Raw genomic sequence first — 22051 nt, 5'->3', positions numbered from 1 at the left:
CCATCTTCAAATGGAAGAACCCTTATACAAATGGGCATTGTGGTTTGTGATCCATAAAATCATTATATTGATATACACATAATTAACCAAACAAATGGAAAATTTTCAAACTCCGCTGGAAGCATTCTTCTTTTGGCTGGACAAAAAACCCGACCATATCTTTTTAAGACAACCTATTAATCGAAATTTTATTGAATATTCCCGAAAGGATGCTTATGACCAAGCATTGCGGGTGGCAGCAGCCTTGCATAAAATGGGATTACAAAAAGGCGACCATGTGGCCCTTTTATCCAAAAACTGTGCACATTGGTTTATGGCCGATTTAGCCTTGATGCTTGGGGGCTTTATTTCGGTGCCGCTATACCCTACCTTGGATAAAGATAGTATTCATGAAATTTTGGTGCATAGTGAAAGCAAAGCCATCATCATTGGAAAGTTAGATGACTACAAGGCCCAAAAAGGAGGTATCCCCGATATTCCTAAAATTGGGGTGGGACTTTATGGCATTTCAGAAGCGTTTACTTGGGAAGATTTGGCAAACAGGACCACCGATTTTGAGCCTGTTAAACAGCGTCCCGAAGATTTAATTACCATAATGTACACTTCGGGCACCACGGGTAATCCCAAGGGTGTGATGCACAAGGTAAAATCCTTTGACCTTGTGGTGCGAAATGGCATTAAATCATTTCAACTCAAGGATGAATCCAAGTTTTTCTCTTACCTCCCGTTGTCCCATATTGCTGAGCATATTGGCATTGAAATGGGGGCAATATACATGGGTGGAACCGTTAGTTTTCCAGAATCGTTGGAGACGTTCGCGGAAGATTTAGCTTCTGTACAGCCTAATATATTTTTTGCTGTTCCTAGAATTTGGCAAAAGTTTCAAGAGGGTGTGTTGAACAAAATACCACAAAAGAAATTGGACAAGTTACTTTCCATTCCTGTTGTCAAAAGTTTGGTCAAGAATAAAATCAAGAAAAAATTAGGATTGGGCGATGTTCAATTCTGTGCATCCGGAGCTGCACCATTGGCCGTAAGTCTTCAGCAATGGTATAAAAAGATAGGTGTGGAAATACACCAATGCTATGGGATGACAGAAGATTGTATCCTCTCCCATTTCAACCTGCCAGGAACCAATAAGTTTGGCACTGTGGGTAGACCATTGCCAGGGGTAACATCTAAATTATCGGCAGAAGGCGAAATACAGATCAAAAGTGATGCCTTAATGGTTGGATATTATAAATCACCTGAACAAACTGCTGAAATGTTTACCGAAGATGGGTTTTTAAAAACTGGAGATCTAGGGGAGTTTGATCATGACGGTTATTTATCCATTGTAGGTCGCATTAAAGATCAGTTTAAAACGGATAAGGGAAAGTATGTCACACCTTCATTAATTGAACTGGAACTGTCCAAAAACACCGATTTGGAGCACATTTGCGTGGTAGGAACAGGTATTTCCCAGCCCATAGTTCTCCTAATTCCGTCTGGGGCCGGAAAGGCCAAGGGAAAGGAAGGTTTGAACCAATCCATTTTGGACTCGATTGATGAATTAAATCCACGATTGAAAAAGCATGAGAAAATTGAAAAAGCTGTAATCATGAAAGAAAATTGGACCGTTGACAACGGCTTAATGACCCCTTCCATGAAAATACGTCGAAATCGTATTGAAGCGATTCACCAGCCTATGTACTTAGATTGGTTTTCCAGACCGGAAAGAGTGGTTTATGAGGGTAACTTTTAATCCTATTATAGGTATTGTAGAATTATAATGCTAAGTTCAATGACAAATTGATTTATCGCAAGAAATATGTCGTTACCCCTATTTTTATTGATGAAGACATAAAGGTGACATCTAAATGTCGTGGTGCTGTCTATATGCGAAGGATAACTTTGTTTGTGAATTTAAAGCCATAATTTATGAACAATGCATCCATAGGAGAACGACTAAAGTATCAAAGAAAAATAAAGGGATATTCCCAAGAAGAACTTGCCCATCGTACCAATGTTACTGTTCGAACCATTCAGCGAATAGAAAAAGAAGAGGTTAAGCCTCACCTCAATACCATTAAATTATTGGCAGTTGCACTTGAAATCGAAGTGGACGAATTGGTGGTGCTATCAGACCCCAAGGAAGAGACTGTAAAAAAGAAATGGCTACTATTAATGCATGCGACCCCGCTGGTCGGATTATTGTTACCCTTGCTCAATGTGCTTATTCCACTGTTTCTTTGGATTCATAAAAGAGAGGACAATCCCATTTATAACGAACATGGTATAAAGGTGGTCAATTTTCAAATAACCGTATTGATTTTGGCCGTACTGTCATTTCTAAGCCTGCTTACCATTGAAAAATGGGGCTTTTTTATTTTCATTTCTGTTGTACCCATTTGTCTTGGAATTATAATTTTCAACATTATATATGTGGTGCAAAAGAATAAATGTTATTACCCTTTTTCTATTCCGTTTTTGCACTTGAATAAAAACCAATCGCCCACACTTCTGCTTCTATTGGGAATACTATTCTTTTGTAACTGCTCAGGACCAAAATTGGAAACTATAGAACGATTGGATGGGTCTTTGATTACAAAAGACTCTGTTACAAGAAAAATCAATCAATTAATGGAAGATGCCCAAATACATGGAGTGGCTATTTCCGTTTTTAACGAAAATCAACCTGTATACGAAAAGCAATTTGGATATAAAGATTATCCCAATAAAATTCCGTTGACCGACACCACCAATATGTATGGTGCTTCTTTTAGCAAGGCTGTATTTGGGGTTTTGGTAATGAAAATGGTAGAAAATGGAGTGATAGATCTGGATACCCCGCTGGAATCTTATCTACCCCAGAAAATACATGAATACGAACCAAAAACAAGCTGGCATGATGATTTTTCCAGTTTGAAAGAAGACTCCTTGTATCACAAAATAACCGCTCGCATGTGTTTGGACCACACAACGGGCTTCAAAAACTACAGATGGTTTGAGGATGATTATAAACTAAGGGTACATTGGGAACCTGGAACAAAATTCGGTTATAGCGGTGAAGGCTTTATTTATCTGCAAGTGGTACTGGAGAAACTTACAGGTAAAGGCTTGGAAGAACTCGCTCAAGAAAACATTTTCAAACCCTTGGGCATGCAAAATTCAGCCTACGAATGGAAAGCTAAATTTGAAAATGATTTTGCCCTTGGACATAATGAGGATGGAAAACCCCTTAAAAAAGATAAGGATAATGAACCTAGGGGTGGCGGAACCTTGGAAACAACCGCCGAGGACTACACTAAATTCCTGACTGCATTGCTCAATCAAAAATTGATCAGCAAAGAATCATATCACGAGATTTTTAGCCCGCATTTTAAAATAAGGACAGAAAAACAGTTTGGTGAGGAAGCCAACATAATCACCGACAAATATGATAAAATCAATTTAGGTTATGGTTTGGGTTGGGGTTACTTTGAAACCCCATATGGCAAAGCTGTCTTTAAAGAAGGCCATGGTAGTGGGTTTGTGCATCATTCCGTTCTATTTCCAGATACGGGAAAAGGCATTATGATCATGACCAATTTTGAAAAGGGGAATAGTATTTTCAAGGAAATATTGGAAGTCGTACTTATGGATGTTTATACCCCATGGGAATGGGAGAATTACGTTCCTTACAATAAAAAATAAGCACTATTAAAGCTTTACAAGTATCTTTACATAACTTAAAATGAGTTTTAGAAAATAATATGGCAAAGAGAAAATACACCATTTCAGTCATACAACTGAATTTGAATAACACACCAGAAAACAATCTTGAAAAGTGTATAAGTTGGGTACGAAAAGCAGCAGCTCAAGGTGCAGAGGTCATTTCTTTGCCAGAGTTGTACAGCAGTCATTATTTCTGTCAAAGTGAGGATACCGAAAATTTTACCTTTGCAGAACCTTTATATAGTACATCCTTCACTGCTTTCAGTGCATTGGCCAAAGAATTGGGAGTGGTTATCATCGTTCCTTTCTTTGAAAAACGTATGGCAGGGATTTATCATAACAGTGCCTACATTATTGATTCAGATGGTACCGAAGCTGGACTTTACCGCAAAATGCACATTCCAGACGACCCTCATTTTTACGAAAAATTTTATTTCACCCCTGGCGACCTTGGGTTCAAAACCATACCTACTCAAAAGGGAAAAGTCGGCACTTTGATTTGTTGGGATCAATGGTATCCAGAAGCTGCAAGGTTAACAGCCCTTCAAGGTGCTGAAGTCCTCTTCTACCCTACTGCAATCGGATGGCATCCACAGGAAAAAGAAGAATATGGCGAAAAACAACACGGCGCGTGGATGAACGTAATGAAGGGACATGCCGTGGCCAATGGGGTTTTTGTGGCAGCAGCCAACAGAATAGGTTTGGAAAAATACCTTCCCGATACGGCAGGTATCGAGTTTTGGGGCTCCTCTTTTATCTGCGGACCCCAAGGCGAAATATTGGCGCAAGCCTCCCATGACAAAGAAGAAATATTAATGGCCGAAGTAGATTTGGACCTGCAAGAAAATGTACGTCAAAATTGGCCGTTCCTTCGCGATAGAAGGATTGATATGTACGGTTCCATCACCAAAAGAGCCATCGACTAACATGGGGGCTAGTTCTTTTAGGTTTCCCGCTGAATGGGAAAAACAGCAAGGCATTTTACTTTGTTTTCCTCATAATGGTAATGATTGGCCAGGTAAATATGCTGCCATCCAATGGGCCTTTGTTGAATTTATAAAAAAGGTGGCCTCGTTTGAAGAAGTATTCTTGGTAGTAGCTTCTGAAAAACTAAAAGTAAAGGTAATTGACCTTTTGGAATTGGCTCATGTCAAAACCGATAAGGTTACCTTTATCATACTTAAAACCAATCGAAGTTGGATGAGGGATTCAGGTCCCATCATTGTTAAACAGGGGAACGAACGCATCGCCCTAAACTTCAATTTTAATGGATGGGCCAAATACAATAACTACAAATTGGATAGAAAAGTTCCATCTGTCGTGGCCGACTTTTTAAAAGTCCCGATGCAAAAGGTAATTTATAAAGGTAAGCCAGTAATTTTGGAAGGAGGCGCTATTGATGTCAATGGAAAAGGCACTTTAATTACTTCCGAAGAGTGTTTGCTCGATCCTAAAGTTCAAGTCCGAAATCAAGGGTTTACAAAAGATGATTACGAAGCAATTTTCAGGGAATATTTAGGAGTTACTAATACCATTTGGTTGAAAGATGGCATCAAAGGCGATGATACTCATGGACATATTGATGATTTAGCACGATTTGTCAATGAAGACACCATTGTCACTGTAGTTGAAAACGACCCAAAATCAGTCAACTATATTCCCCTTCAGGAAAATTTGAAGCGCTTGAAAAACGCAACATTGGAAAATGGAAAATCACCAAGAATTATCGAGCTGCCAATGCCGTGCCGTTTGGAATTCGATGGTCTGGAATTGCCGGCCAGTTACGCCAATTTCTTGATTTTGAACAAAGCTGTTTTGGTGCCGACCTTCAATGATTCAAGGGACCGTGAAGCTTTGAATATATTGGCAAAAGCGTTTAAGGATAGGGAAGTTATCCCCATTAGTGCCATCGATTTAATTTGGGGTTTTGGCACTTTACATTGCCTTAGTCAACAAATACCCGTTTAGTGAATTTTAAATGTCTTTTAAGACAAGACTTGAAATAGTCCGAATAAAAGGTTTGGTAAGGAATTAAAACCTTGATTTAGAGGAGGAATTGGTTTAAATTGGTAATCTCACTAAAAAAACCGTACCATGAAACCCAACCACTTCTTTAAATTATTTGCTTTCATTTTCATTTTTGCGAGTTGTTCGCAAACCCAGAATTTTGATATTCTCATTAAAAACGGCACCATTGTCGATGGTTCGGGTCAACCTTCCTATGTTGGCGATGTTGGCATTAATGCGGATACCATTGCAGCTGTTGGCGATTTGGGAGATGCGACTGGCACACGAGAAATTGATGCCGTAGGATTGGCCGTTGCGCCTGGCTTTATCAATATGCTGAGTTGGGCCACCGAAACCTTGATAGAAGATGGACGTTCCATGGCCGATATTAAACAAGGTGTAACCCTAGAGGTTTTTGGGGAAGGATGGTCCATGGGGCCCTTGAATGAATCCATGAAGAAGGAAGAGAAAGATAGTCAAGGAGATATCCAATATGACATAAAATGGAATAGTTTGAGTGAGTATTTGGAATACCTTACCACTAAGGGAATTTCGCCTAATGTTGCTTCATTTGTTGGTGCCACTACCCTAAGAATTTATACCGTAGGTTATGAAAATCGCGCACCCACCCCACAAGAACTGGATACCATGAAATTATTGGTCAAAGAAGCTATGGAAGATGGAGCTTTAGGCGTAGGTTCTTCATTGATTTATGCACCTGCTTTTTATTCCAGTACCGAAGAATTGATAGAACTTTGTAAAGTAGCCGCCGAATATGACGGCATGTACATTAGCCACATGCGCAGTGAAGGTTCCAGTTTACTGGAAAGCTTGGACGAGTTGATCCGCATTGCAGATGAAGCGGGTATTCGGGCCGAAATCTATCATCTAAAACAAAGTGGAAAGGAAAATTGGGACAAATTTGATGACGTGGTGGCCAAAGTGGATTCAGCAAATGCCGCAGGTCTTAATGTTAGTGCCAACATGTACAATTATGTAGCAGGAGCTACCGGTCTAGATGCCTCAATGCCACCATGGGTGCAAGAAGGTGGTTACGATAAATGGGCAGAACGGTTACAAGACCCAGAAATTCGTGAACAATTGGTCAAAGAAATGACCACGCCGACCAACGAATGGGAAAGTTTGATGATGGCCGCAGGCGACCCAAGCAAAATTTTGTTAGTAGGTTTTAAGGCGGATTCTTTAAAGTATTTAACCGGAAAAACATTGGAGGAAGTAGCCCAGATGAGAGGTACATCTCCCGAAGAAACCGCTATGGATTTGGTGGTGCAAGATGGAAGTCGGGTAGGAACCATCTATTTTTTAATGTCCGAAGAAAATGTAAAAAAACAAATTGCCTTGCCGTGGATGAGTTTTGGCTCTGATGGAGGTTCTCCGTCAACTGAGGGGGGTGTTCTTGAAATCGAGTACCCACCCAAGAACCTATGGGAATGTAGCTCGATTATTGGGCAAATACGTGCGGGATGAAAAAGTGATTTCTTTGGAAGAAGCTGTTCATAAACTATCAAAATTACCAGCATCCCATCTTAAAATTAAGAAAAGAGGCAGTCTCACGGAAGGAAACTATGCCGATGTGGTGTTGTTTGATCCAGAAACTATTACAGACAAAGCCACCTTTGAAGACCCCCACCAATACTCCGAAGGGGTTTTGCATGTTTTTGTTAATGGCACACAAGTGTTGAAAGACGGTGAACACACAGGGGCATTTCCTGGTCAAGTGGTGCGTGGTCCCGGTTACAAAAAATAAGAACCGTTATAATTTGATTAATGTATAATGGGTTAATATTCAAATATGCTATCAAGTCGTTTAAAGACGAGTGTTAAATAGTCGTAATCACCTTCTAAATCACTTAAAATCAAAATTATATATCTTTATAATAAACACTAAACTTGATAATTATGAAAAGATTACTTTCTATTACCTTATTGGCGACTCTCCTATTGGTTGGATTTCAAAGCTGTCAAGAACCCCAAAAACAAGAAATACTTGCCGGACCTGAGTATTCCGAACAAATAAAACAAATCATAGATGCCAAAAATGCCAAAGCAGAGGCTTGGTATTTAGCGGGTAATGTGGATTCTCTCGCATCTATATTTGCTTCCAATAGTATTCAGATGCCACCAAACATGCCGCCATTGGTGGGGATTGAAGGTTATAAAGCAGGTTGGACCCAGAATTTACAATTTGGGAAATGGGATTTTAATCTCGAGACACAAGAAGTAAAAGCTTCGGGCAACTTGGCCACTGAATGGGGTAAATATACAGTGATTTTCACTCCGAATGATAACTCCCCCATTCCACCAATGAACGACAAAGGAAATTACGTAGTGCTTTGGGAAAAAATTGATGGGGATTGGAAAATTGTTTGGGACGCTCCCGTCAGTGAGATTCCATTGCCCATGCCCGTCATGGATTCGATTCCAGAATAATTTTATGGTTTTTTCTTGTGCTTCTCTTCAATCCACTTGGCCATGTATTTGGTACTGGCCATAGTTTGGGAATGTAGCATTTTGCCTATAAAATTTTGGTTGCGATGAGTGCTTAAACCTTTACTTAAGGTTTGCAGGCGTTTGTTAAACTGGAATTCAAATCGTTCTTTATTGTAAAACGATTGGAGCAGTTGAACACCCTGTTTTTGTGCGTTTTCCCATTTTTCTTGGTTCTGGTACAATGCAATTGCGGCTTGTGAAAAATTGTCCCAATCGTCCGTGACGATTCCGTTCCAAGGTTGGTCAAAACGCATGCCCTCGGCGCCAAGGCTGGTGGTTACGGTAGGTGTTCCCGTTTGCATGGCATTCAATAACTTACCTTTTATTCCAGCGCCAAATTGGATTGGGGCCAATAATACCTTGGCATTTCCCAAAACCGTTTTTATATTTTCTGCCCATCCTTCCATGTAAAAACCTATTTTCGGGTTATGCATTTCGTTGACTTGTTGGGGTAAGTAGGCACCATAAATTTGAATTTTTGCATTTGGAAGTTGCTTGAGGATTCGTGGCCAAATTTCATTTTTCAATACTTTTATGGCATCCACATTAGGAGCATGTTTACCATTTCCGATGCTCACAAAACCGACTCTTTCTTTGAATGGAGGATGGGTTACGACGGAGGTATCTACCATAAATGGTAAATGCATTAGCAAGTTTGAGGGAACATTGAGCTCTTGCTGTAAAATTTCCATTTCGAAGGTCGAAATCATCAAACTTAGATCACAACGATAAATACTGGCCACTTCCCTTAAGGTCATGGGGTGGTTTTTCCATTGCCCCAATTCAAATGGGATGTTTGTCTTGTGAGCCTCTTCCCTGGCCTTACGCAAGGCGTGAAGGTCTTCGGTATTTAGAATTCGGAGAGAGTTGGGAGCAAATTCAGCCACTCGCCATCCGAATTGCTCTTCCAGCATAAAACGGTCGAACACCACCACATCAGGTTGTAATTCTTGAATAAAATCATCAAAGCTGGAATGGTTGAGCTGGATGGAGGTTTCCAAAATGCCCATTTCTTGTAAATCTAAACTGTATTCCGTTTTACTGGCAGTACTAGCAAACGTAATTTGATATCCAAAGGATAAAAATGCCTCCAATAACTGTTGCATCCGACATCCTGCTGCCGTGGTTGTAGGTTCGGGCCAAACATATCCGATGACTAGGAGCTTAAGTGACATGGGGGTAAAAGTACGAAGTTGTAATTTGAAAGTTGAAATGCAAATACAAGTTCAAAATTTAAGCATATAATTAATCCAACTTTTTCAAAGATTCCCTTCAACTAGGCACAATATCAATTCAATATTCTAGAAATTAAGTACTCGAACAATCCTAGGCTACATTCTGGCCGCGAATTTTTTGGAGATACTGGAGCGCAATTTTCGCTCATAATCCTCTTCCAGCCACTCTTTATAATTCTTGGTGTTGTTCATTATGCAATACGAATATTGTTTTACCCGATATTGTATTTCATCTTTAAGTTCCTTGGCCAAAATTCGTGCATCGAATACATCTTCACTGTTTTCCACACAAATTTGTGCATGCTGTTCAATGCTTCGCTCCAGCACTTCCTTGGATTTTTTTCCTTGGGCAAATATCTTTTTATACTCCTCTTTTACATTAAAAGTAATATTGTCGGACTTGCTGAACTTGGCTCGTAGGTCATCCGGCATTTCGTAAACAAAGTCGCGCTCAATTTCCTCGTCATTTTTAATGTTCTCCAGATAAAAATCAGGAAAATGAAAAATTTCTTGCCAGTCAATCGGGGCATCCCAAGGACCAAATCGAGCCAAATTGTTCCCTAGATCAATAACATTGAACTCATTTTTGTTCGGCAGTACACGAGAACCCCGTCCAATCATCTGAAAATAAAGGGTTAGCGAACGTGTGGCTCGATTCAAAATTATTGATTCAACTGTTGGCTCATCGAAGCCCGTAGTGAGAATACTTACGGAGGTTAAAATGGCATCTGGGGTGTTGGCAAACCATTCCAAAATATCCTTACGTTCGGTCGCTGTATTCTTGTTGTCCAAATGACGGACATTGTACCCTGCCTTTTTGAAGGTTTCGTATACATAAAGGGAGGTATTGATCCCATTATTGAAAATAAGCGTTTTGGTGCCTTTAGCAATTTCCTCGTATGCGGTGAGCAATTTGCCCAACATGCTATGGTTGCTGTAAAACTCATCGGAAGATTTAACGGTGTAATCCCCATTGATTCCCAATTTTAAGGTACGAAGACTTACATCGTAGTTGTAAAGGTTGGCCTTTGCCAAAAACTCTTTATCAATCAGCGATTTAATGGATTCTCCAATAATCAGGTGCTTGTAATTGTCCTTCATGGGGAGTTTAATGTTGGAGCTCAATGGTGTAGCTGTAACCCCAAGTATGGTTGAATCTTCGAAGTATTTAAAAAGTTTTCTAAAAGAATTATAGTGTGCCTCATCAATGATTACCAAGCCAATGTTGTTAATTTTTACCTTTTCTTCCTGCAAACGGTTGTTCAAGGTTTCCACCATGGCCACAAAGCACATGTAGTCATCCTGGTCCTGCAATTCTTTAACTTCACTGTTAATGACCTTATTGGCCACCCCGAACCCATGTAGCATTTTGGAGGTCTGCTTACTCAATTCGATTCGGTGGGTAAGCACCATCACCTTTTTACCAGTCTGTTCAATAAAACGTCGTGTGATTTCGGAAAACACCACGGTTTTACCTCCACCAGTGGGCAACTGATACAATATATTGGTGCCCGCGGGAAGTTTTTCCAGTTGGTTAAAGATTTTATTCAAATCTTCTTCCTGATAATCGTATAATTTCTTCTTCTTGATCTTTTTGTTTACCTCCAAAGGATATGGATTATGGGTTCTTCAATAAAAAACCCTACAAAATTAGGAGTTTTTTGGGCGTGAGCCCAATTGTATTTATGCTTTTCTATCAATATACTATCAACAATTTGTTTTGAGGTAATTTTTTGTCCAAATCGACAGGAATACTCATAACATTTTGATAACAATAACATTTTAGGCTTGGAAATAAGGCGAATATGACGTATAATGATAGCTTATAACACTTACAAAAAAACCATACTTCAGCATGAGGCAGCTTAAAATTATCAAACAGGTCACGAACCGCGAATCCAAATCCCTTGACAAATACCTGCAGGACATCAGTAAAATTGATTTGATTACTGCGCAGGAAGAAGTTGAGTTGGCACAACGGATTAGGGCTGGTGATCAGGTTGCCTTGGAAAAATTGACGAATGCCAATCTTAGGTTTGTGGTTTCTGTGGCAAAACAATACCAAAACCAAGGTTTAAAATTACCAGATTTGATCAATGAAGGAAATGTGGGATTGGTAAAAGCGGCCAAACGTTTTGATGAAACCCGTGGATTTAAGTTTATCTCCTATGCGGTTTGGTGGATTCGACAATCGATTCTTCAGGCCTTAGCGGAGCAATCCAGGGTGGTTCGACTTCCATTGAACAAGATTGGTTCCATCAACAAAATCAAAAAGACCTTTTCTTATTTAGAACAGGCTCACGAACGTCCACCATCACCTGAAGAGATTGCCAAAGAATTGGATATGACCGTTTCTGAAGTGAAACAATCCCTAAAGAATACGGGTAGACATGTTTCCATGGATGCGCCTTTAAAAGAAGGTGAAACTTCCAATTTATATGATGTGCTCAACGCTGGCGATTCTCCAAAACCAGATAAAGGTTTGATGCATCAATCCTTAAATACTGAAATTAACAGAGCATTGGATACCCTTTCACCAAGAGAGGCTGATGTGGTTCGTTTGTATTATGGTATCGGAGACCAGCCTTCCATGACCTTGGAGGAAATCGGAACTACTTTTGATCTTACGCGCGAGAGGGTACGTCAAATAAGGGAAAAAGCTATTAGAAAGTTGCGACACACTTCTAAAAGTAAAATTTTAAAATCGTATTTGGGCTAAGTCCAAATCAACCAAAAATAGAAAAGGGGATGTTTTTTAACATCCCCTTTTCCATGATATACTACTTAAACATCAAGGTTTGCTCAATAAGCTGATTTCAAAATCGGTGAGCAGTTCATTTAAATCTCGAATAAAATTCAAGTAAGCGCTGTTTTCTTGGTTGTAATTTTTCATGGGATAACATTTGGGGTGTTTATCTATAAATAATCAAGTTCGGCAAGTTGGTTTATGGTCAATATCTCGTTGAGTTCTTGTAAAAAAGCCAAGTATTCTTCTCCGTAGGTGTCGTACAACATAGTTCGTTATTGGTATTAAGTTCGGGTCTTAGGTATAACGTGAATCTATTTTAAAGATTATATGAAAACAACATTTTGTGGTGAAATGGTTGACAAAAGTTGTGAAAACTCAGTTAGTCTTCCATTTGCAAAATGTCCAGTTCCACTTCAAAATCCAATTCTGGGTCTACTTTGCTAGGTCTAATATTGAATTCATCATAGATGAAGCAAAGACTCATTGGCAATCTTCTACGCTCGGTATTGGTCATCAATCCTAATTTGGATTGAAGCTCATTTTTAATTTGAAAGGCTTTGTTGCTAATTTTGGGATTCGCATGCGATTCCAACTCGGCCAGAAAAGGAATTTCTTTCTTATCCCCTACTTCCAACATTTCTTCCAATAACATTAATTGACATTCCACGTCGGTACAATGATGGAACAAAGGATGAAAAATGCTTTGCAGGTATTCGGGTAATTCGTTTTCGGCCATGGTGTTTGATTTTTACATAGTTCTGAACACTTCCATTTCAAAATCTACCTGCTCCTCCACAATCGGATATTCCTGAAGGAATTGATCATAAAGAAAAGCGTGGTGCTTCATGTCGTTATCGGTTTTACAGAGTCGGGAAATTTGCTCTGTAATTTCCAAGAGGCTTTTAATTTTCATCATTTGAAGACTCGGAACTACTTTCTGGCAAGCTTGGTCCAGGGCCTCAAAATTTCGGTTCATTAGGTGTATTTTGGCACTGCCAACAAACTCCAAGATATTTTGCTTGAACACCTTCACCAACTCCTCCATAAGCTCCATGCGCCCCATACAATCTTCGAGTACGGGTTTTAGGTTAATCTTGTTGGATGTATAGTCAGATTCCAATGTTCTTTCTATAAATTGAAAATTCGATGTGAAATTCTTTGGGGGATTCATGTTGTTCTGGTCGGAAGTGGTTGGTATATTTTGAGCTATTTTCTTTAACTCGTTTACAATTTCGGTTTGCTCCTCGCTTAAGCGGGTTTTTTCCAAAGCTTTGAGCAAACAAATACAACGGTCTTGTGCCGCAGGGGTAAAAGGAGCCGTATACGTACTTTGAATGCCTACTTTTTGATAAATCTTCTCTAATTGTTCCATTTCTGAAATCCCAAAAACCTTGCTTTCCAAACCGTGTTTGAACAACTCAAACGATTTTTTCAGTTCACCGGCCTCCACAACGCCCAATTCTTCGTAAGAAAATGAGCTTAATCCGATTTCTAGCTTTTCTAGATAGGTAAGTAATTCTCGCGTCCCCAAAATATGTTTTAAAAAATGGTTAATCCTTCTAAAAATCTCCAATTAATTGAGGGATTACAATTTATTGTTCTGTACCTACGCTATTTTGTTGTCAAATTGTTTTATTTGTATGTATAAACAACCTAACATGAAACATTTTTATCTACTATTTAGTATTGCCCTACTAGCTTCTTGTGGGGAGAAAAAACCAGAAAAAACCGAAACTTTGGAAGAAAAAGCACAACGAATCCATGATTCTGTGATTACCATTGATACACATGACGACATCAATGTGCAAAATTTTACAGACAGCATCAACTACACCCAGCGTTTGGATACGCAGGTGAACCTGCCAAAAATGAACGAAGGCGGCTTGGATGTGGCTTGGTTTATTGTGTACACTGGTCAGGATACGTTGACCACTGAAGGCTATGCCAAAGCGTCTGAAAATGCAATTTCTAAATTTGAGGCCATTCATAAATTGTGCGAGGAGATCGCTCCCGATCAGATAGAATTGGCATTGACTTCCGATGATGTCCGAAGAATTGTAGCTTCGGGAAAAAAAGTAGCCATGATCGGTGTGGAGAACGCTTACCCCATTGGGGAAGACCTTTCCAAAATTGAGGAATACCAAAAACGTGGAGCCCGCTATATTTCCTTGGCACACAACGGCCATAGCCAGTTCAGTGATTCAAACACCGGAGAAAAAGACAGTATTTGGATGCACAATGGCTTGAGCGAATTGGGAAAACAAGCAGTTGCCGAAATGAACCGTGTTGGAATTATGATCGATGTTTCGCACCCTTCCAAAGAAGCAATGAAGCAAATGATAGAGTTGACCAAAGCCCCAATTATCGCATCCCACTCTTCAGCTAGAGCTTTGTGCGGACATAGCCGTAACTTGGACGATGAGCAATTGTTATTGATGAAAGAAAATGGTGGGGTGGTTCAAACAGTTGCCTTCAGTTCTTATTTGAACACAGAAAAGAATGATGCTCGTTCGGCCTATGTTAGTGAAATCAGCAAAAAAGTAGCCGATTCTTTAGGTATTGAATGGTATGAGCGTTCCCAATTTTCTACTTTAACACCAGAACAAAGAGAAACATTCTTTGCCAACTACAGAAAAGTACAGGGTATGGCCAAAGATTTGGCGGCCAAAGACCCCAATGCCCCACCAGCAGTCAATGTTTCCGATTTTGTGGACCATATCGACTATATGGTAAAATTAATCGGAATTGACCATGTAGGTATCAGCTCCGATTTTGATGGAGGCGGCGGAATCGAAGGTTGGTCCGATGCTTCAGAAACCTTTAATGTTACCTTGGAATTGGTAAAAAGAGGGTATACTGAAGAAGAAATTGCCAAACTTTGGGGAGGTAACCTATTACGAGTTCTTGACGAAGTTCAGGCCGTGGCCAAAACGTTGAACTAGGAATTTTCTTCCTTTTCCTTTTTTGCCAAACGATCTTTTACGTATTCAATTTTTGTTTTTCCGTGGGCTTTGGGGTTCCCTTTGTCATCCAAGTTCACCATAATAATATTGTCTACGGTAACAATACTTTCGTGGGTCATCTTGTTTCTTACCTCGCAATTGAGGGAAATTGAGGTGACCCCGAATTTTATCACATCGATACCAATTTCAATGACATCGCCTTCCGTGGCGGTACTCATAAAATTGATTTCGGACATATATTTGGTGACGACCTTTTTATTTTCAAGCTGAATAATGCTATAAAGCACAGCCTCTTCATCTATCCAGGCAAGTACTTTCCCGCCAAAAAGTGTTCCATTGGCGTTCAAGTCCTCGGGCTTTACCCATTTTCTTGTGTGAAATCGCATAGTGAAACTATTTTATATTTAGGGGCAAAGTTACTTTAAACACCCTTAGCTTGTTAGCTCTTTACCCTACTAAATTTGTATAATTATCAATTTAGAACATTTCATAATCAGTGAGTAAGGAGTAAACAATTTTAATTGCCCTGAATTTAAAATTCAATGAAAAAAACGGTTGCATTTTACTGCTGTCCGTTTTTTAATTAATCTAAGAGTTTAGGGAATTTCAACCTGTTCATAACATCGTTAACAACTATCGTATTTGTGAAAAGGCACAGGAAATGGATTATGTAATTTTAGTAAAACTTGAAACCATGGACCCAAGATCCAAGCGTCTGGTCGACATCCGTCCAGATATTTTAAAGGCCCATTTCAACAATCAAATGGGATTTGATGAACGTTTTCAGAACCAAACCTTACGCCCTGTAATAAAACTTCAAAACCTTTTGTTGGTCGAAGCATTTAAGAATTATGCCAACAAGCATAAAGGTGTTTTTTACGGACTTCCTTTGGAAAAAAAGATGGAATACATTGAACGAGCCATCCAAAAAGACATCAAGTTTAGGAATTCCCTTAAGGGAATGATCATTGGTCAGTTTACCGTAGAAGAATATCGGGAATACATTAACAATTCATCTGCTTTGAACAAGAGAATGATGAACCTTGTGGTGGAACGGTTAAAGGACCAAATTCAGTTATTTGAGAAAGAAGAAGTCCTTTTACAGGATTGATTCTCCGTTCAAATTGGTGGTAAGAATATCGCTCATCAAATCAAAATAAGGTCGAATCACCTTAAAAGAAGTGTTTACTTCATCCAAAAAGGTGTCTGACAGTACTTCTTTGTCTGAGAATTTTCGGATAAACACAAATTGTTTCTTTTTAATGAGGTCAATATCGGGGTGGGTTTTATCAAATCCTTTTGGAGCCGTCTTTACCTCCTCCCCTTCTAGGTCTCCCCAAATATTTTTCAGGTTTTTGTGTCCAATTACGGCCCTGAATTCATTGGCATCCATTTCCAATTCCTTCCGAATTCGCATCAAATCCTCCTTGTTAGGAGCCCAAAACCCTGTTGCGATCATAGAATCCCCTGGACTTAAATGCACGTAATATCCGCCTCGTAAATGTGCTCCCAATCTTGAAAAGGATGCTGCTAAATGACTTTTATATGGGGTTTTATCTTTAGAGAATCGAACATCCCTGTAAATTCGGAACATTTTCATTTTTTCAATCTCATCGTGGTGTTCTAGTCCCTCTTTGACGGATTCAAAAAAGCCTTTTACAGACTTTTCATGTGTTTTGAAGGTGGGTTTGTTCGCTTCAAACCACTCTTTGTTGTTATTTAATCGTAGTTCTGACAAAAAGTCAAAAACGTCTTTTGAAATTGTGATTTTGGATGTCATTTGATTGATGATATGTTATTTTTACTCTAAAGTTACCCTTTTATATGCGTGCATGGTAAGGATTTGTCTAAATTTAAGACAATAAAAGGCAGTATGGATAAAGATAAAATTATAGCCGAACTCAACAGGCACAAAAAAATGCCTTATCTGGATTTTAGGCTAAAGCAAGAAACAGAGGAGTTTACCAATACCCTTTTTTATACCCTTTTTGATGCCAACACCCCTGTAGGTGTGAATTTGGAGATGTTGGAGAAGAAGTTCAACAACCTCATGGATATGGCATGCATGGAGTTGGAGAGGCCAAGTGACGAACTTTGGAACCTTTATATTTCTAAACTGCCTGAGATTTTGGAGAAATTGAATCTGGACGCCGAGGCCATTTTAAATTGTGATCCTGCATCCTTATCCATTCAAGAAATATACATGGCATATCCTGGTTTTTACGCCATTTCCATTTACAGATTGGCGCACGAACTCTATTTGGCAGCAGTTCCATTAATTCCGAGATTAATGACAGAATATGCTCACCGTCAAACAGGTGTGGATATTAATCCTGGAGCAAAAATTGGAAAATCATTTTTTATAGATCATGCGACAGGAGTTGTTATTGGAGAAACTGCTGTAATCCATGATAATGTAAAAATCTATCAAGGGGTTACTCTTGGCGCACTCTATGTGGCCAAAAACCTGGAGAAAACCAAAAGACATCCAACTATTGAAAATAATGTGACCATTTATGCCAATGCTACTATTTTAGGTGGCGAGACTGTGGTGGGTGCCAACTCTGTTATCGGAGGTAACGCTTGGATAACGGCATCCGTACCCCCAAATTCAAAAGTATATCACACCCCAGAAATTAAAATCAAGACAGCACCCAATGTCTAAAAGCATACTCGATTTAATCGGAAACACCCCTTTGGTCGAATCCAAAGTCCTTAATCCAAATCCCAACGTAAAAGTTCTATTTAAGTTAGAAGGAAATAACCCGGGCGGCAGCGTTAAAGACCGTCCTGCCTATAACATGATCAAAAGTGGCTTGGAACGAGGAGACTTCACCAAAGATTCAAAACTTATTGAAGCAACTAGTGGTAATACAGGGATTGGCTTGGCCATGGTTGCCAGCCTTTTTGGGTTGGATATTGAATTGGTAATGCCCGAAAACTCAACCAAGGAAAGGGTGCAGACCATGCGTGCCTATGGAGCAAAAGTTACCCTTACACCGGCCGATGTTGGAATTGAAGGCGCCCGTGATTATGCCGAGGCCAAAGTGGTGAACGAAGGGTTTATTATGATGAACCAGTTTGCGAACAATGACAATTGGCAGGCGCATTATAAAACCACAGGACCTGAAATTTGGCGTGACACCAATGGTGAGGTCACTCATTTTGTATCAAGTATGGGAACCACGGGAACCATTATGGGTACGTCTACATTTTTAAAAGAACAGAATTCTGATATTCAAATTATTGGGGTTCAACCAACGGATGATTCCAAGATACCGGGTATACGAAAATGGCCTCAAGAGTACCTTCCAAAGATATTTAACCCCAAAAAGGTTGATACGGTAATGGAGGTTAGTGAAGAAGATGCTGTGATTATGGCTAAAAAATTAGCCAAAGAGGAGGGTATATTTTCTGGGATGAGCAGTGGTGGGGCCGCCACCGTAGCATTTCGTCTTGCGGAAAAATTGGAAAGCGGAACCATTGTTTCCATAGTTTGTGATCGCGGAGACCGATATCTTTCATCGGATCTTTTCGACGATTGATAGAAGGAAGTAAATTATTAAATTCTCTCCTGTTTTATCCAATTATTCTTATCATCCTCAATACTTGGCGATTTATCGATAGGATTTAATTTGAATTCTTATTTGGAACTTACTTTATATCAAATTTGAAACCCAAATCAATTTTGATATGAATACAATTTCAAAAATCATTACCTGGAAACGTAACCTCATTGCGAGTATTTTAGTGCTACTTACCTTAATGGTATTGGATTTTTATGGAATTCATACCAATCAATTTTACTTCTTGAAAGTGGATAATTACATTTTTTCAACTTTAGCGGTAGTGCATCTTTTGTATCTGTATGTGGTTTGGTTCAAAATTCGCGAAGATGAACTTCCTGACCCGAAAATGCGTAATGTAGAATATGTACTATATCTGATTTTATTCGTGTATGGCTTCAAAATTTATGAGAGCCTTCAAATATTGAATTCAGCTCAAATATACCAAGACCAAATAATTCCATCCACTTTTAAACCTATGGCCACTCTAAATTTGATACTATTCAGCATTCTGCCTATAATGACGTTGTACACCTTTTGGTTGCGCAAAAAAATGATTGGCGTATACAATTTTGATAACTACAACAGCAAATTGAACATCTGGCAGTGAATTATAAACCCCTAATATAGTTGCCGTACAAATCTTTAAATTGTAACCCCTGTTCAAAGCGGTGTTTACTGAGTTTATTATGTGCCACTAGCCCCCAAAGCAATAATTCTTTTAAGAAATAAGAATCTTCCTTGATTACTTTAGGTTGAAACTCCTTGATTAAATTATTTAGAGGGCCAATTGAGTCCAGTTTAGATTTATATTCCTCATCAGTATCATCGTCCAGTAAGTCAAAACCCTCTCCTTCAAAAAACCAAGCGACCAGCTCATCGTATTGGGTTTCTTCTTCTCTGCGTTGTAATTTTTCAATTTTTGGAAAATAGCTTGGGAACAGTGATTTAACCGCTTCTTCTATCAAAGTTTCGGCTACAAAGCCAGCGCCTTCTTGTTCACCTTCGTATACCAATTCAATTTTTCCTGTAATCGCAGGAACAACTCCCATAAAATCGCTTAAACGAACCGAAGTTTTATGATTTCCCGAAATAATGGCTCTACGCTCTGCTGTACTCAATAAATTTTCAAAAGCGGTGATGCTCATTCGTGCACTTACTCCACTTTTTGCATCTACAAATTCACTTTCTCTAGCTTCAAAACTGATTTGCTCCAAAACATCCATGGCAATTTCTGGAACATAAATTTTATCTGATTGACGTTTGTCTAGTTTAGCTTCTTGTTTTGTAATTTGCTTGGCAATCTCGATACTCTCAGGATAATGGGTCAAAATCTGCGAACCGATTCTATCCTTTAAAGGCGTTACTATACTTCCTCTATTGGTATAATCTTCAGGGTTAGCTGTAAAAACAAATTGAATGTCTAGATGTAAGCGAAGTTTAAATCCTCTAATCTGTATGTCGCCCTCTTGCAGTATATTAAATAAGGCTACTTGAATTCTTGCTTGAAGGTCAGGCAGCTCATTGATTACAAAAATACAACGGTTGGCGCGTGGTATCATTCCAAAATGAATCACACGGTCATCAGCATAGGAAAGCTTTAGATTGGCTGCCTTAATTGGGTCCACATCACCAATCAAATCTGCTACCGTAACATCAGGAGTGGCTAATTTTTCATAAAAACGCTCACTCCTATGCACCCAGCTTACTGGTGTTTCATCTCTTTTTTCTTTAATGAGTTCCGTCGCATATCTTGAAATTGGGTCCAACGGGTCATCATGAATTTCAGAACCTTCAACAATGGGCATCCACTCATCCAATAATTGCACCATCAAGCGAGCCAATCGTGTTTTTGCCTGACCTCTCAATCCCAATAAATTGATATTGTGACGGGATAGAATAGCTCTTTCCAATTCTGGAATAACGGAGTTTTCGTAACCCCAAACGCCTTCAAAAACCTGTTCTTTCTTAGCTATCTTTTCTAATAGGTTCTCACGAAGTTCATCCTTGATGCTTTTACTTTTATAGCCGGCTGATTTAAGTTCACCCAGCGTTGTAATCTTGGTATGATCCAAATTCATATGTTGGTTTATCCTTTAATTCTTCTTTTTCTATTTTGCTCGTAATCTTCAAAAATCATTTCTCCCAAACCTTTTAGGCCCGTATAAAATGCCTTGCCCTTGTTCGCCTTTGTGAATTCGCGCACAAATTGCATTAGATAAGGATCTTCTGCAATCATAAAGGTAGTTATGGGAATATGGAGTTTTCTGGCCTGCTGGGCCATGGCATAGCATTTTTCAACAATATAGTCGTCCAATCCTACACTGTTTTTATAATAATCACCGTTCGGAAGTCGCAAACAAGATGGCTTTCCATCAGTGATCATGAAAATCTGTTTGTTGGTGTTCCGTTTTCTTCTGAGCATATCCATAGCCAGCTGTAATCCCGCAACCGTATTGGTGTGGTAGGGCCCTACCTTTAAATAGGGTAAATCTTTAATAGGAATAGGCCAGGCATCATTTCCAAATACCAAGATGTCCAAGGTATCTTTTGGATAACGGGTGGTAATCAGCTCTGCAAGAGCCATTGCCACTTTTTTAGCAGGGGTGATTCGGTCCTCACCATACAAAATCATACTGTGACTGATGTCTATCATCAATACCGTACTCATTTGGGCTTTGTATTGCGTGTCCTCCACCACCAAATCCTCCTCGCTAAGTGAAAAATTATCCAATCCGTGGTTCACTTGGGCATTTTTGAGGCTTTCTGTCATACTAATATGTTCCAAAGAATCTCCAAAACGGTATTCCCTGAATTCACCTGTATGCTCATCCCCTTTTCCGGATTTCCCGGTTTTGTGATTGCCTGAACCACTACGCTTTATTTTTCCGAAGATTTGGTCCAAGGCTCGTTGGCGGAGCATGCGCTCCAATTTTGATGTTATGGAAAGGATTCCTCCCCCACCATTTTCATCACCCTCTTCACCTTCGCCGCCTTGGGCGGCATCTATATCAAATTCCTCACGGATATATCCCTTGTCCTTTAAATCCTCAATAAAATCATCGATGGTATAATCTTCGTCGGTAAGCTGATATTCTTGATCTAACTGACGGAGCCAATCCAAGGCCTCCTCCACATCACCCGAAGTGTGGGTAATGAGCTCCTGAAAAATCTCGAAGAGTTTTTCGAATGGGGTTTGTTCGGGTGCTTCGTAATTGGTAAAACGAAACCCTTTTCTTGTATTCATAGCCATTACATAAATGTAAGGTAAAATGCTGTAATGACTATGGCTTTAAAAAAACCTTAACGCAAAGGACGAAAAAA

The 22051-nt window shown here is 39.4% G+C and carries 21 protein-coding genes; 13 read left to right on the top strand and 8 right to left on the bottom strand.

Annotated features, from left to right (window positions below):
* Positions 1-94: 94 nt before the first annotated feature.
* The 7 genes from ABT310_RS13735 (at position 95) to ABT310_RS13705 (ending at position 8154) form a co-directional block, all read left to right on the top strand.
* The gene (locus tag ABT310_RS13735) at positions 95-1744 is read left to right on the top strand and encodes an AMP-binding protein (protein WP_375324457.1); all 1650 of its coding nucleotides are present in this window, start codon (positions 95-97) and stop codon (positions 1742-1744) included.
* A gap of 176 nt (positions 1745-1920) precedes the next feature.
* A complete protein-coding gene (locus ABT310_RS13730; RefSeq protein WP_375324456.1) occupies positions 1921-3675 on the top strand; it encodes a serine hydrolase in 1755 nt (584 codons plus the stop codon).
* Positions 3676-3734: 59 nt separating this feature from the next.
* Positions 3735-4622 carry a carbon-nitrogen hydrolase gene (locus tag ABT310_RS13725; protein ID WP_375324455.1) on the top strand — a complete coding sequence of 296 codons (888 nt, stop codon included), beginning with the start codon at positions 3735-3737 and terminating at the stop codon, positions 4620-4622.
* A gap of 1 nt (position 4623) precedes the next feature.
* Positions 4624-5664, top strand: a complete 1041-nt coding sequence (locus ABT310_RS13720) for an agmatine/peptidylarginine deiminase (RefSeq protein WP_375326191.1) — start codon at positions 4624-4626, stop codon at positions 5662-5664.
* Positions 5665-5790: 126 nt separating this feature from the next.
* Positions 5791-7191, top strand: a complete 1401-nt coding sequence (locus ABT310_RS13715) for an amidohydrolase family protein (RefSeq protein WP_375324454.1) — start codon at positions 5791-5793, stop codon at positions 7189-7191.
* Positions 7121-7471, top strand: a complete 351-nt coding sequence (locus tag ABT310_RS13710) for an amidohydrolase family protein (protein WP_375324453.1) — start codon at positions 7121-7123, stop codon at positions 7469-7471. Before ABT310_RS13715 ends, ABT310_RS13710 begins: the two co-directional genes overlap by 71 nt.
* 152 nt (positions 7472-7623) lie before the next feature.
* A complete protein-coding gene (locus ABT310_RS13705) occupies positions 7624-8154 on the top strand; it encodes a YybH family protein (RefSeq protein WP_375324452.1) in 531 nt (176 codons plus the stop codon).
* Positions 8155-8156: 2 nt separating this feature from the next.
* Here the strand turns inward: ABT310_RS13705 and ABT310_RS13700 are convergent, their stop codons facing one another.
* Both ABT310_RS13700 and ABT310_RS13695 read right to left on the bottom strand, forming a co-directional pair.
* Complete coding sequence (locus ABT310_RS13700) at positions 8157-9389, bottom strand: glycosyltransferase (protein WP_375324451.1); 1233 nt, start codon at positions 9387-9389, stop codon at positions 8157-8159.
* A 156-nt stretch (positions 9390-9545) separates the two neighbouring features.
* Positions 9546-11057, bottom strand: coding sequence for a DEAD/DEAH box helicase (locus tag ABT310_RS13695; RefSeq protein ID WP_375324450.1), 1512 nt, complete (start codon positions 11055-11057; stop codon positions 9546-9548).
* Between the two features lie 247 nt (positions 11058-11304).
* On the opposite strand from ABT310_RS13695, the gene ABT310_RS13690 reads away from it, so the two are divergent.
* Complete coding sequence (locus ABT310_RS13690) at positions 11305-12168, top strand: RNA polymerase sigma factor RpoD/SigA (RefSeq protein WP_375324449.1); 864 nt, start codon at positions 11305-11307, stop codon at positions 12166-12168.
* A 409-nt stretch (positions 12169-12577) separates the two neighbouring features.
* Here the strand turns inward: ABT310_RS13690 and ABT310_RS13685 are convergent, their stop codons facing one another.
* Together ABT310_RS13685 and ABT310_RS13680 are read right to left on the bottom strand one after the other, a co-directional pair.
* On the bottom strand, positions 12578-12934 hold the full coding sequence (locus tag ABT310_RS13685; RefSeq protein ID WP_375324448.1) for a hypothetical protein: 357 nt from the start codon (positions 12932-12934) through the stop codon (positions 12578-12580).
* 12 nt (positions 12935-12946) lie between these two features.
* Positions 12947-13729, bottom strand: coding sequence for a hypothetical protein (locus ABT310_RS13680; RefSeq protein ID WP_375324447.1), 783 nt, complete (start codon positions 13727-13729; stop codon positions 12947-12949).
* Positions 13730-13856: 127 nt separating this feature from the next.
* On the opposite strand from ABT310_RS13680, the gene ABT310_RS13675 reads away from it, so the two are divergent.
* The gene (locus ABT310_RS13675; protein ID WP_375324446.1) at positions 13857-15140 is read left to right on the top strand and encodes a dipeptidase; all 1284 of its coding nucleotides are present in this window, start codon (positions 13857-13859) and stop codon (positions 15138-15140) included.
* Here the strand turns inward: ABT310_RS13675 and ABT310_RS13670 are convergent.
* Entirely contained in the window at positions 15137-15547 is a 411-nt protein-coding gene (locus ABT310_RS13670) for an acyl-CoA thioesterase (RefSeq protein WP_375324445.1), read from the bottom strand. The two genes, ABT310_RS13675 and ABT310_RS13670, sit on opposite strands and share 4 nt — an antisense overlap.
* A gap of 308 nt (positions 15548-15855) precedes the next feature.
* On the opposite strand from ABT310_RS13670, the gene ABT310_RS13665 reads away from it, so the two are divergent.
* Entirely contained in the window at positions 15856-16272 is a 417-nt protein-coding gene (locus ABT310_RS13665) for a glyoxalase (RefSeq protein ID WP_375324444.1), read from the top strand.
* Here ABT310_RS13665 and ABT310_RS13660 read toward each other — a convergent pair.
* The gene (locus tag ABT310_RS13660) at positions 16261-16941 is read right to left on the bottom strand and encodes a DUF2461 domain-containing protein (protein WP_375324443.1); all 681 of its coding nucleotides are present in this window, start codon (positions 16939-16941) and stop codon (positions 16261-16263) included. The genes ABT310_RS13665 and ABT310_RS13660 overlap by 12 nt on opposite strands.
* 93 nt (positions 16942-17034) lie before the next feature.
* Here ABT310_RS13660 and epsC point away from each other — a divergent pair, with 93 nt between their 5' ends.
* The 3 genes from epsC to ABT310_RS13645 all read left to right on the top strand — a co-directional run bounded on the left by epsC (position 17035) and on the right by ABT310_RS13645 (position 19337).
* The gene (epsC, locus tag ABT310_RS13655) at positions 17035-17826 is read left to right on the top strand and encodes a serine O-acetyltransferase EpsC (RefSeq protein WP_375324442.1); all 792 of its coding nucleotides are present in this window, start codon (positions 17035-17037) and stop codon (positions 17824-17826) included.
* On the top strand, positions 17819-18706 hold the full coding sequence (gene cysM, locus ABT310_RS13650; RefSeq protein WP_375324441.1) for a cysteine synthase CysM: 888 nt from the start codon (positions 17819-17821) through the stop codon (positions 18704-18706). Before epsC ends, cysM begins: the two co-directional genes overlap by 8 nt.
* A gap of 148 nt (positions 18707-18854) precedes the next feature.
* Positions 18855-19337 (top strand): hypothetical protein, encoded by a 483-nt coding sequence (locus ABT310_RS13645; RefSeq protein ID WP_375324440.1) that lies wholly within the window; start codon positions 18855-18857, stop codon positions 19335-19337.
* A 1-nt stretch (position 19338) separates the two neighbouring features.
* On the opposite strand, the gene ABT310_RS13640 is transcribed toward ABT310_RS13645, so the two are convergent.
* The gene (locus tag ABT310_RS13640) at positions 19339-20808 is read right to left on the bottom strand and encodes a magnesium chelatase (RefSeq protein ID WP_375324439.1); all 1470 of its coding nucleotides are present in this window, start codon (positions 20806-20808) and stop codon (positions 19339-19341) included.
* Between the two features lie 8 nt (positions 20809-20816).
* On the bottom strand, positions 20817-21980 hold the full coding sequence (locus ABT310_RS13635) for a VWA domain-containing protein (protein ID WP_375324438.1): 1164 nt from the start codon (positions 21978-21980) through the stop codon (positions 20817-20819).
* Positions 21981-22051: the final 71 nt, after the last annotated feature.

Origin of the sequence: Flagellimonas cixiensis (assembly GCF_042134615.1) — a bacterium.
Taxonomy (GTDB): domain Bacteria; phylum Bacteroidota; class Bacteroidia; order Flavobacteriales; family Flavobacteriaceae; genus Flagellimonas; species Flagellimonas cixiensis.
This window is presented reverse-complemented; position numbering and strand designations above follow the sequence as displayed.

What these genes read in the sequence shown, in the direction of transcription:
- epsC (WP_375324442.1), top strand. Translation starts at nt 17,035, where the DNA reads ATGGATAAAGATAAAATTATAGCCGAACTCAACAGGCACAAAAAAATG.
- ABT310_RS13685 (WP_375324448.1), bottom strand. Translation starts at nt 12,934, where the DNA reads ATGGCCGAAAACGAATTACCCGAATACCTGCAAAGCATTTTTCATCCT.
- ABT310_RS13735 (WP_375324457.1), top strand. Translation starts at nt 95, where the DNA reads ATGGAAAATTTTCAAACTCCGCTGGAAGCATTCTTCTTTTGGCTGGAC.
- ABT310_RS13670 (WP_375324445.1), bottom strand. Translation starts at nt 15,547, where the DNA reads ATGCGATTTCACACAAGAAAATGGGTAAAGCCCGAGGACTTGAACGCC.
- ABT310_RS13640 (WP_375324439.1), bottom strand. Translation starts at nt 20,808, where the DNA reads ATGAATTTGGATCATACCAAGATTACAACGCTGGGTGAACTTAAATCA.
- ABT310_RS13715 (WP_375324454.1), top strand. Translation starts at nt 5,791, where the DNA reads ATGAAACCCAACCACTTCTTTAAATTATTTGCTTTCATTTTCATTTTT.
- ABT310_RS13665 (WP_375324444.1), top strand. Translation starts at nt 15,856, where the DNA reads ATGGACCCAAGATCCAAGCGTCTGGTCGACATCCGTCCAGATATTTTA.
- ABT310_RS13700 (WP_375324451.1), bottom strand. Translation starts at nt 9,389, where the DNA reads ATGTCACTTAAGCTCCTAGTCATCGGATATGTTTGGCCCGAACCTACA.
- ABT310_RS13635 (WP_375324438.1), bottom strand. Translation starts at nt 21,980, where the DNA reads ATGGCTATGAATACAAGAAAAGGGTTTCGTTTTACCAATTACGAAGCA.
- ABT310_RS13730 (WP_375324456.1), top strand. Translation starts at nt 1,921, where the DNA reads ATGAACAATGCATCCATAGGAGAACGACTAAAGTATCAAAGAAAAATA.
- ABT310_RS13645 (WP_375324440.1), top strand. Translation starts at nt 18,855, where the DNA reads ATGAATACAATTTCAAAAATCATTACCTGGAAACGTAACCTCATTGCG.
- ABT310_RS13690 (WP_375324449.1), top strand. Translation starts at nt 11,305, where the DNA reads ATGAGGCAGCTTAAAATTATCAAACAGGTCACGAACCGCGAATCCAAA.
- ABT310_RS13705 (WP_375324452.1), top strand. Translation starts at nt 7,624, where the DNA reads ATGAAAAGATTACTTTCTATTACCTTATTGGCGACTCTCCTATTGGTT.
- ABT310_RS13720 (WP_375326191.1), top strand. Translation starts at nt 4,624, where the DNA reads ATGGGGGCTAGTTCTTTTAGGTTTCCCGCTGAATGGGAAAAACAGCAA.
- cysM (WP_375324441.1), top strand. Translation starts at nt 17,819, where the DNA reads ATGTCTAAAAGCATACTCGATTTAATCGGAAACACCCCTTTGGTCGAA.
- ABT310_RS13675 (WP_375324446.1), top strand. Translation starts at nt 13,857, where the DNA reads ATGAAACATTTTTATCTACTATTTAGTATTGCCCTACTAGCTTCTTGT.
- ABT310_RS13725 (WP_375324455.1), top strand. Translation starts at nt 3,735, where the DNA reads ATGGCAAAGAGAAAATACACCATTTCAGTCATACAACTGAATTTGAAT.
- ABT310_RS13660 (WP_375324443.1), bottom strand. Translation starts at nt 16,941, where the DNA reads ATGACATCCAAAATCACAATTTCAAAAGACGTTTTTGACTTTTTGTCA.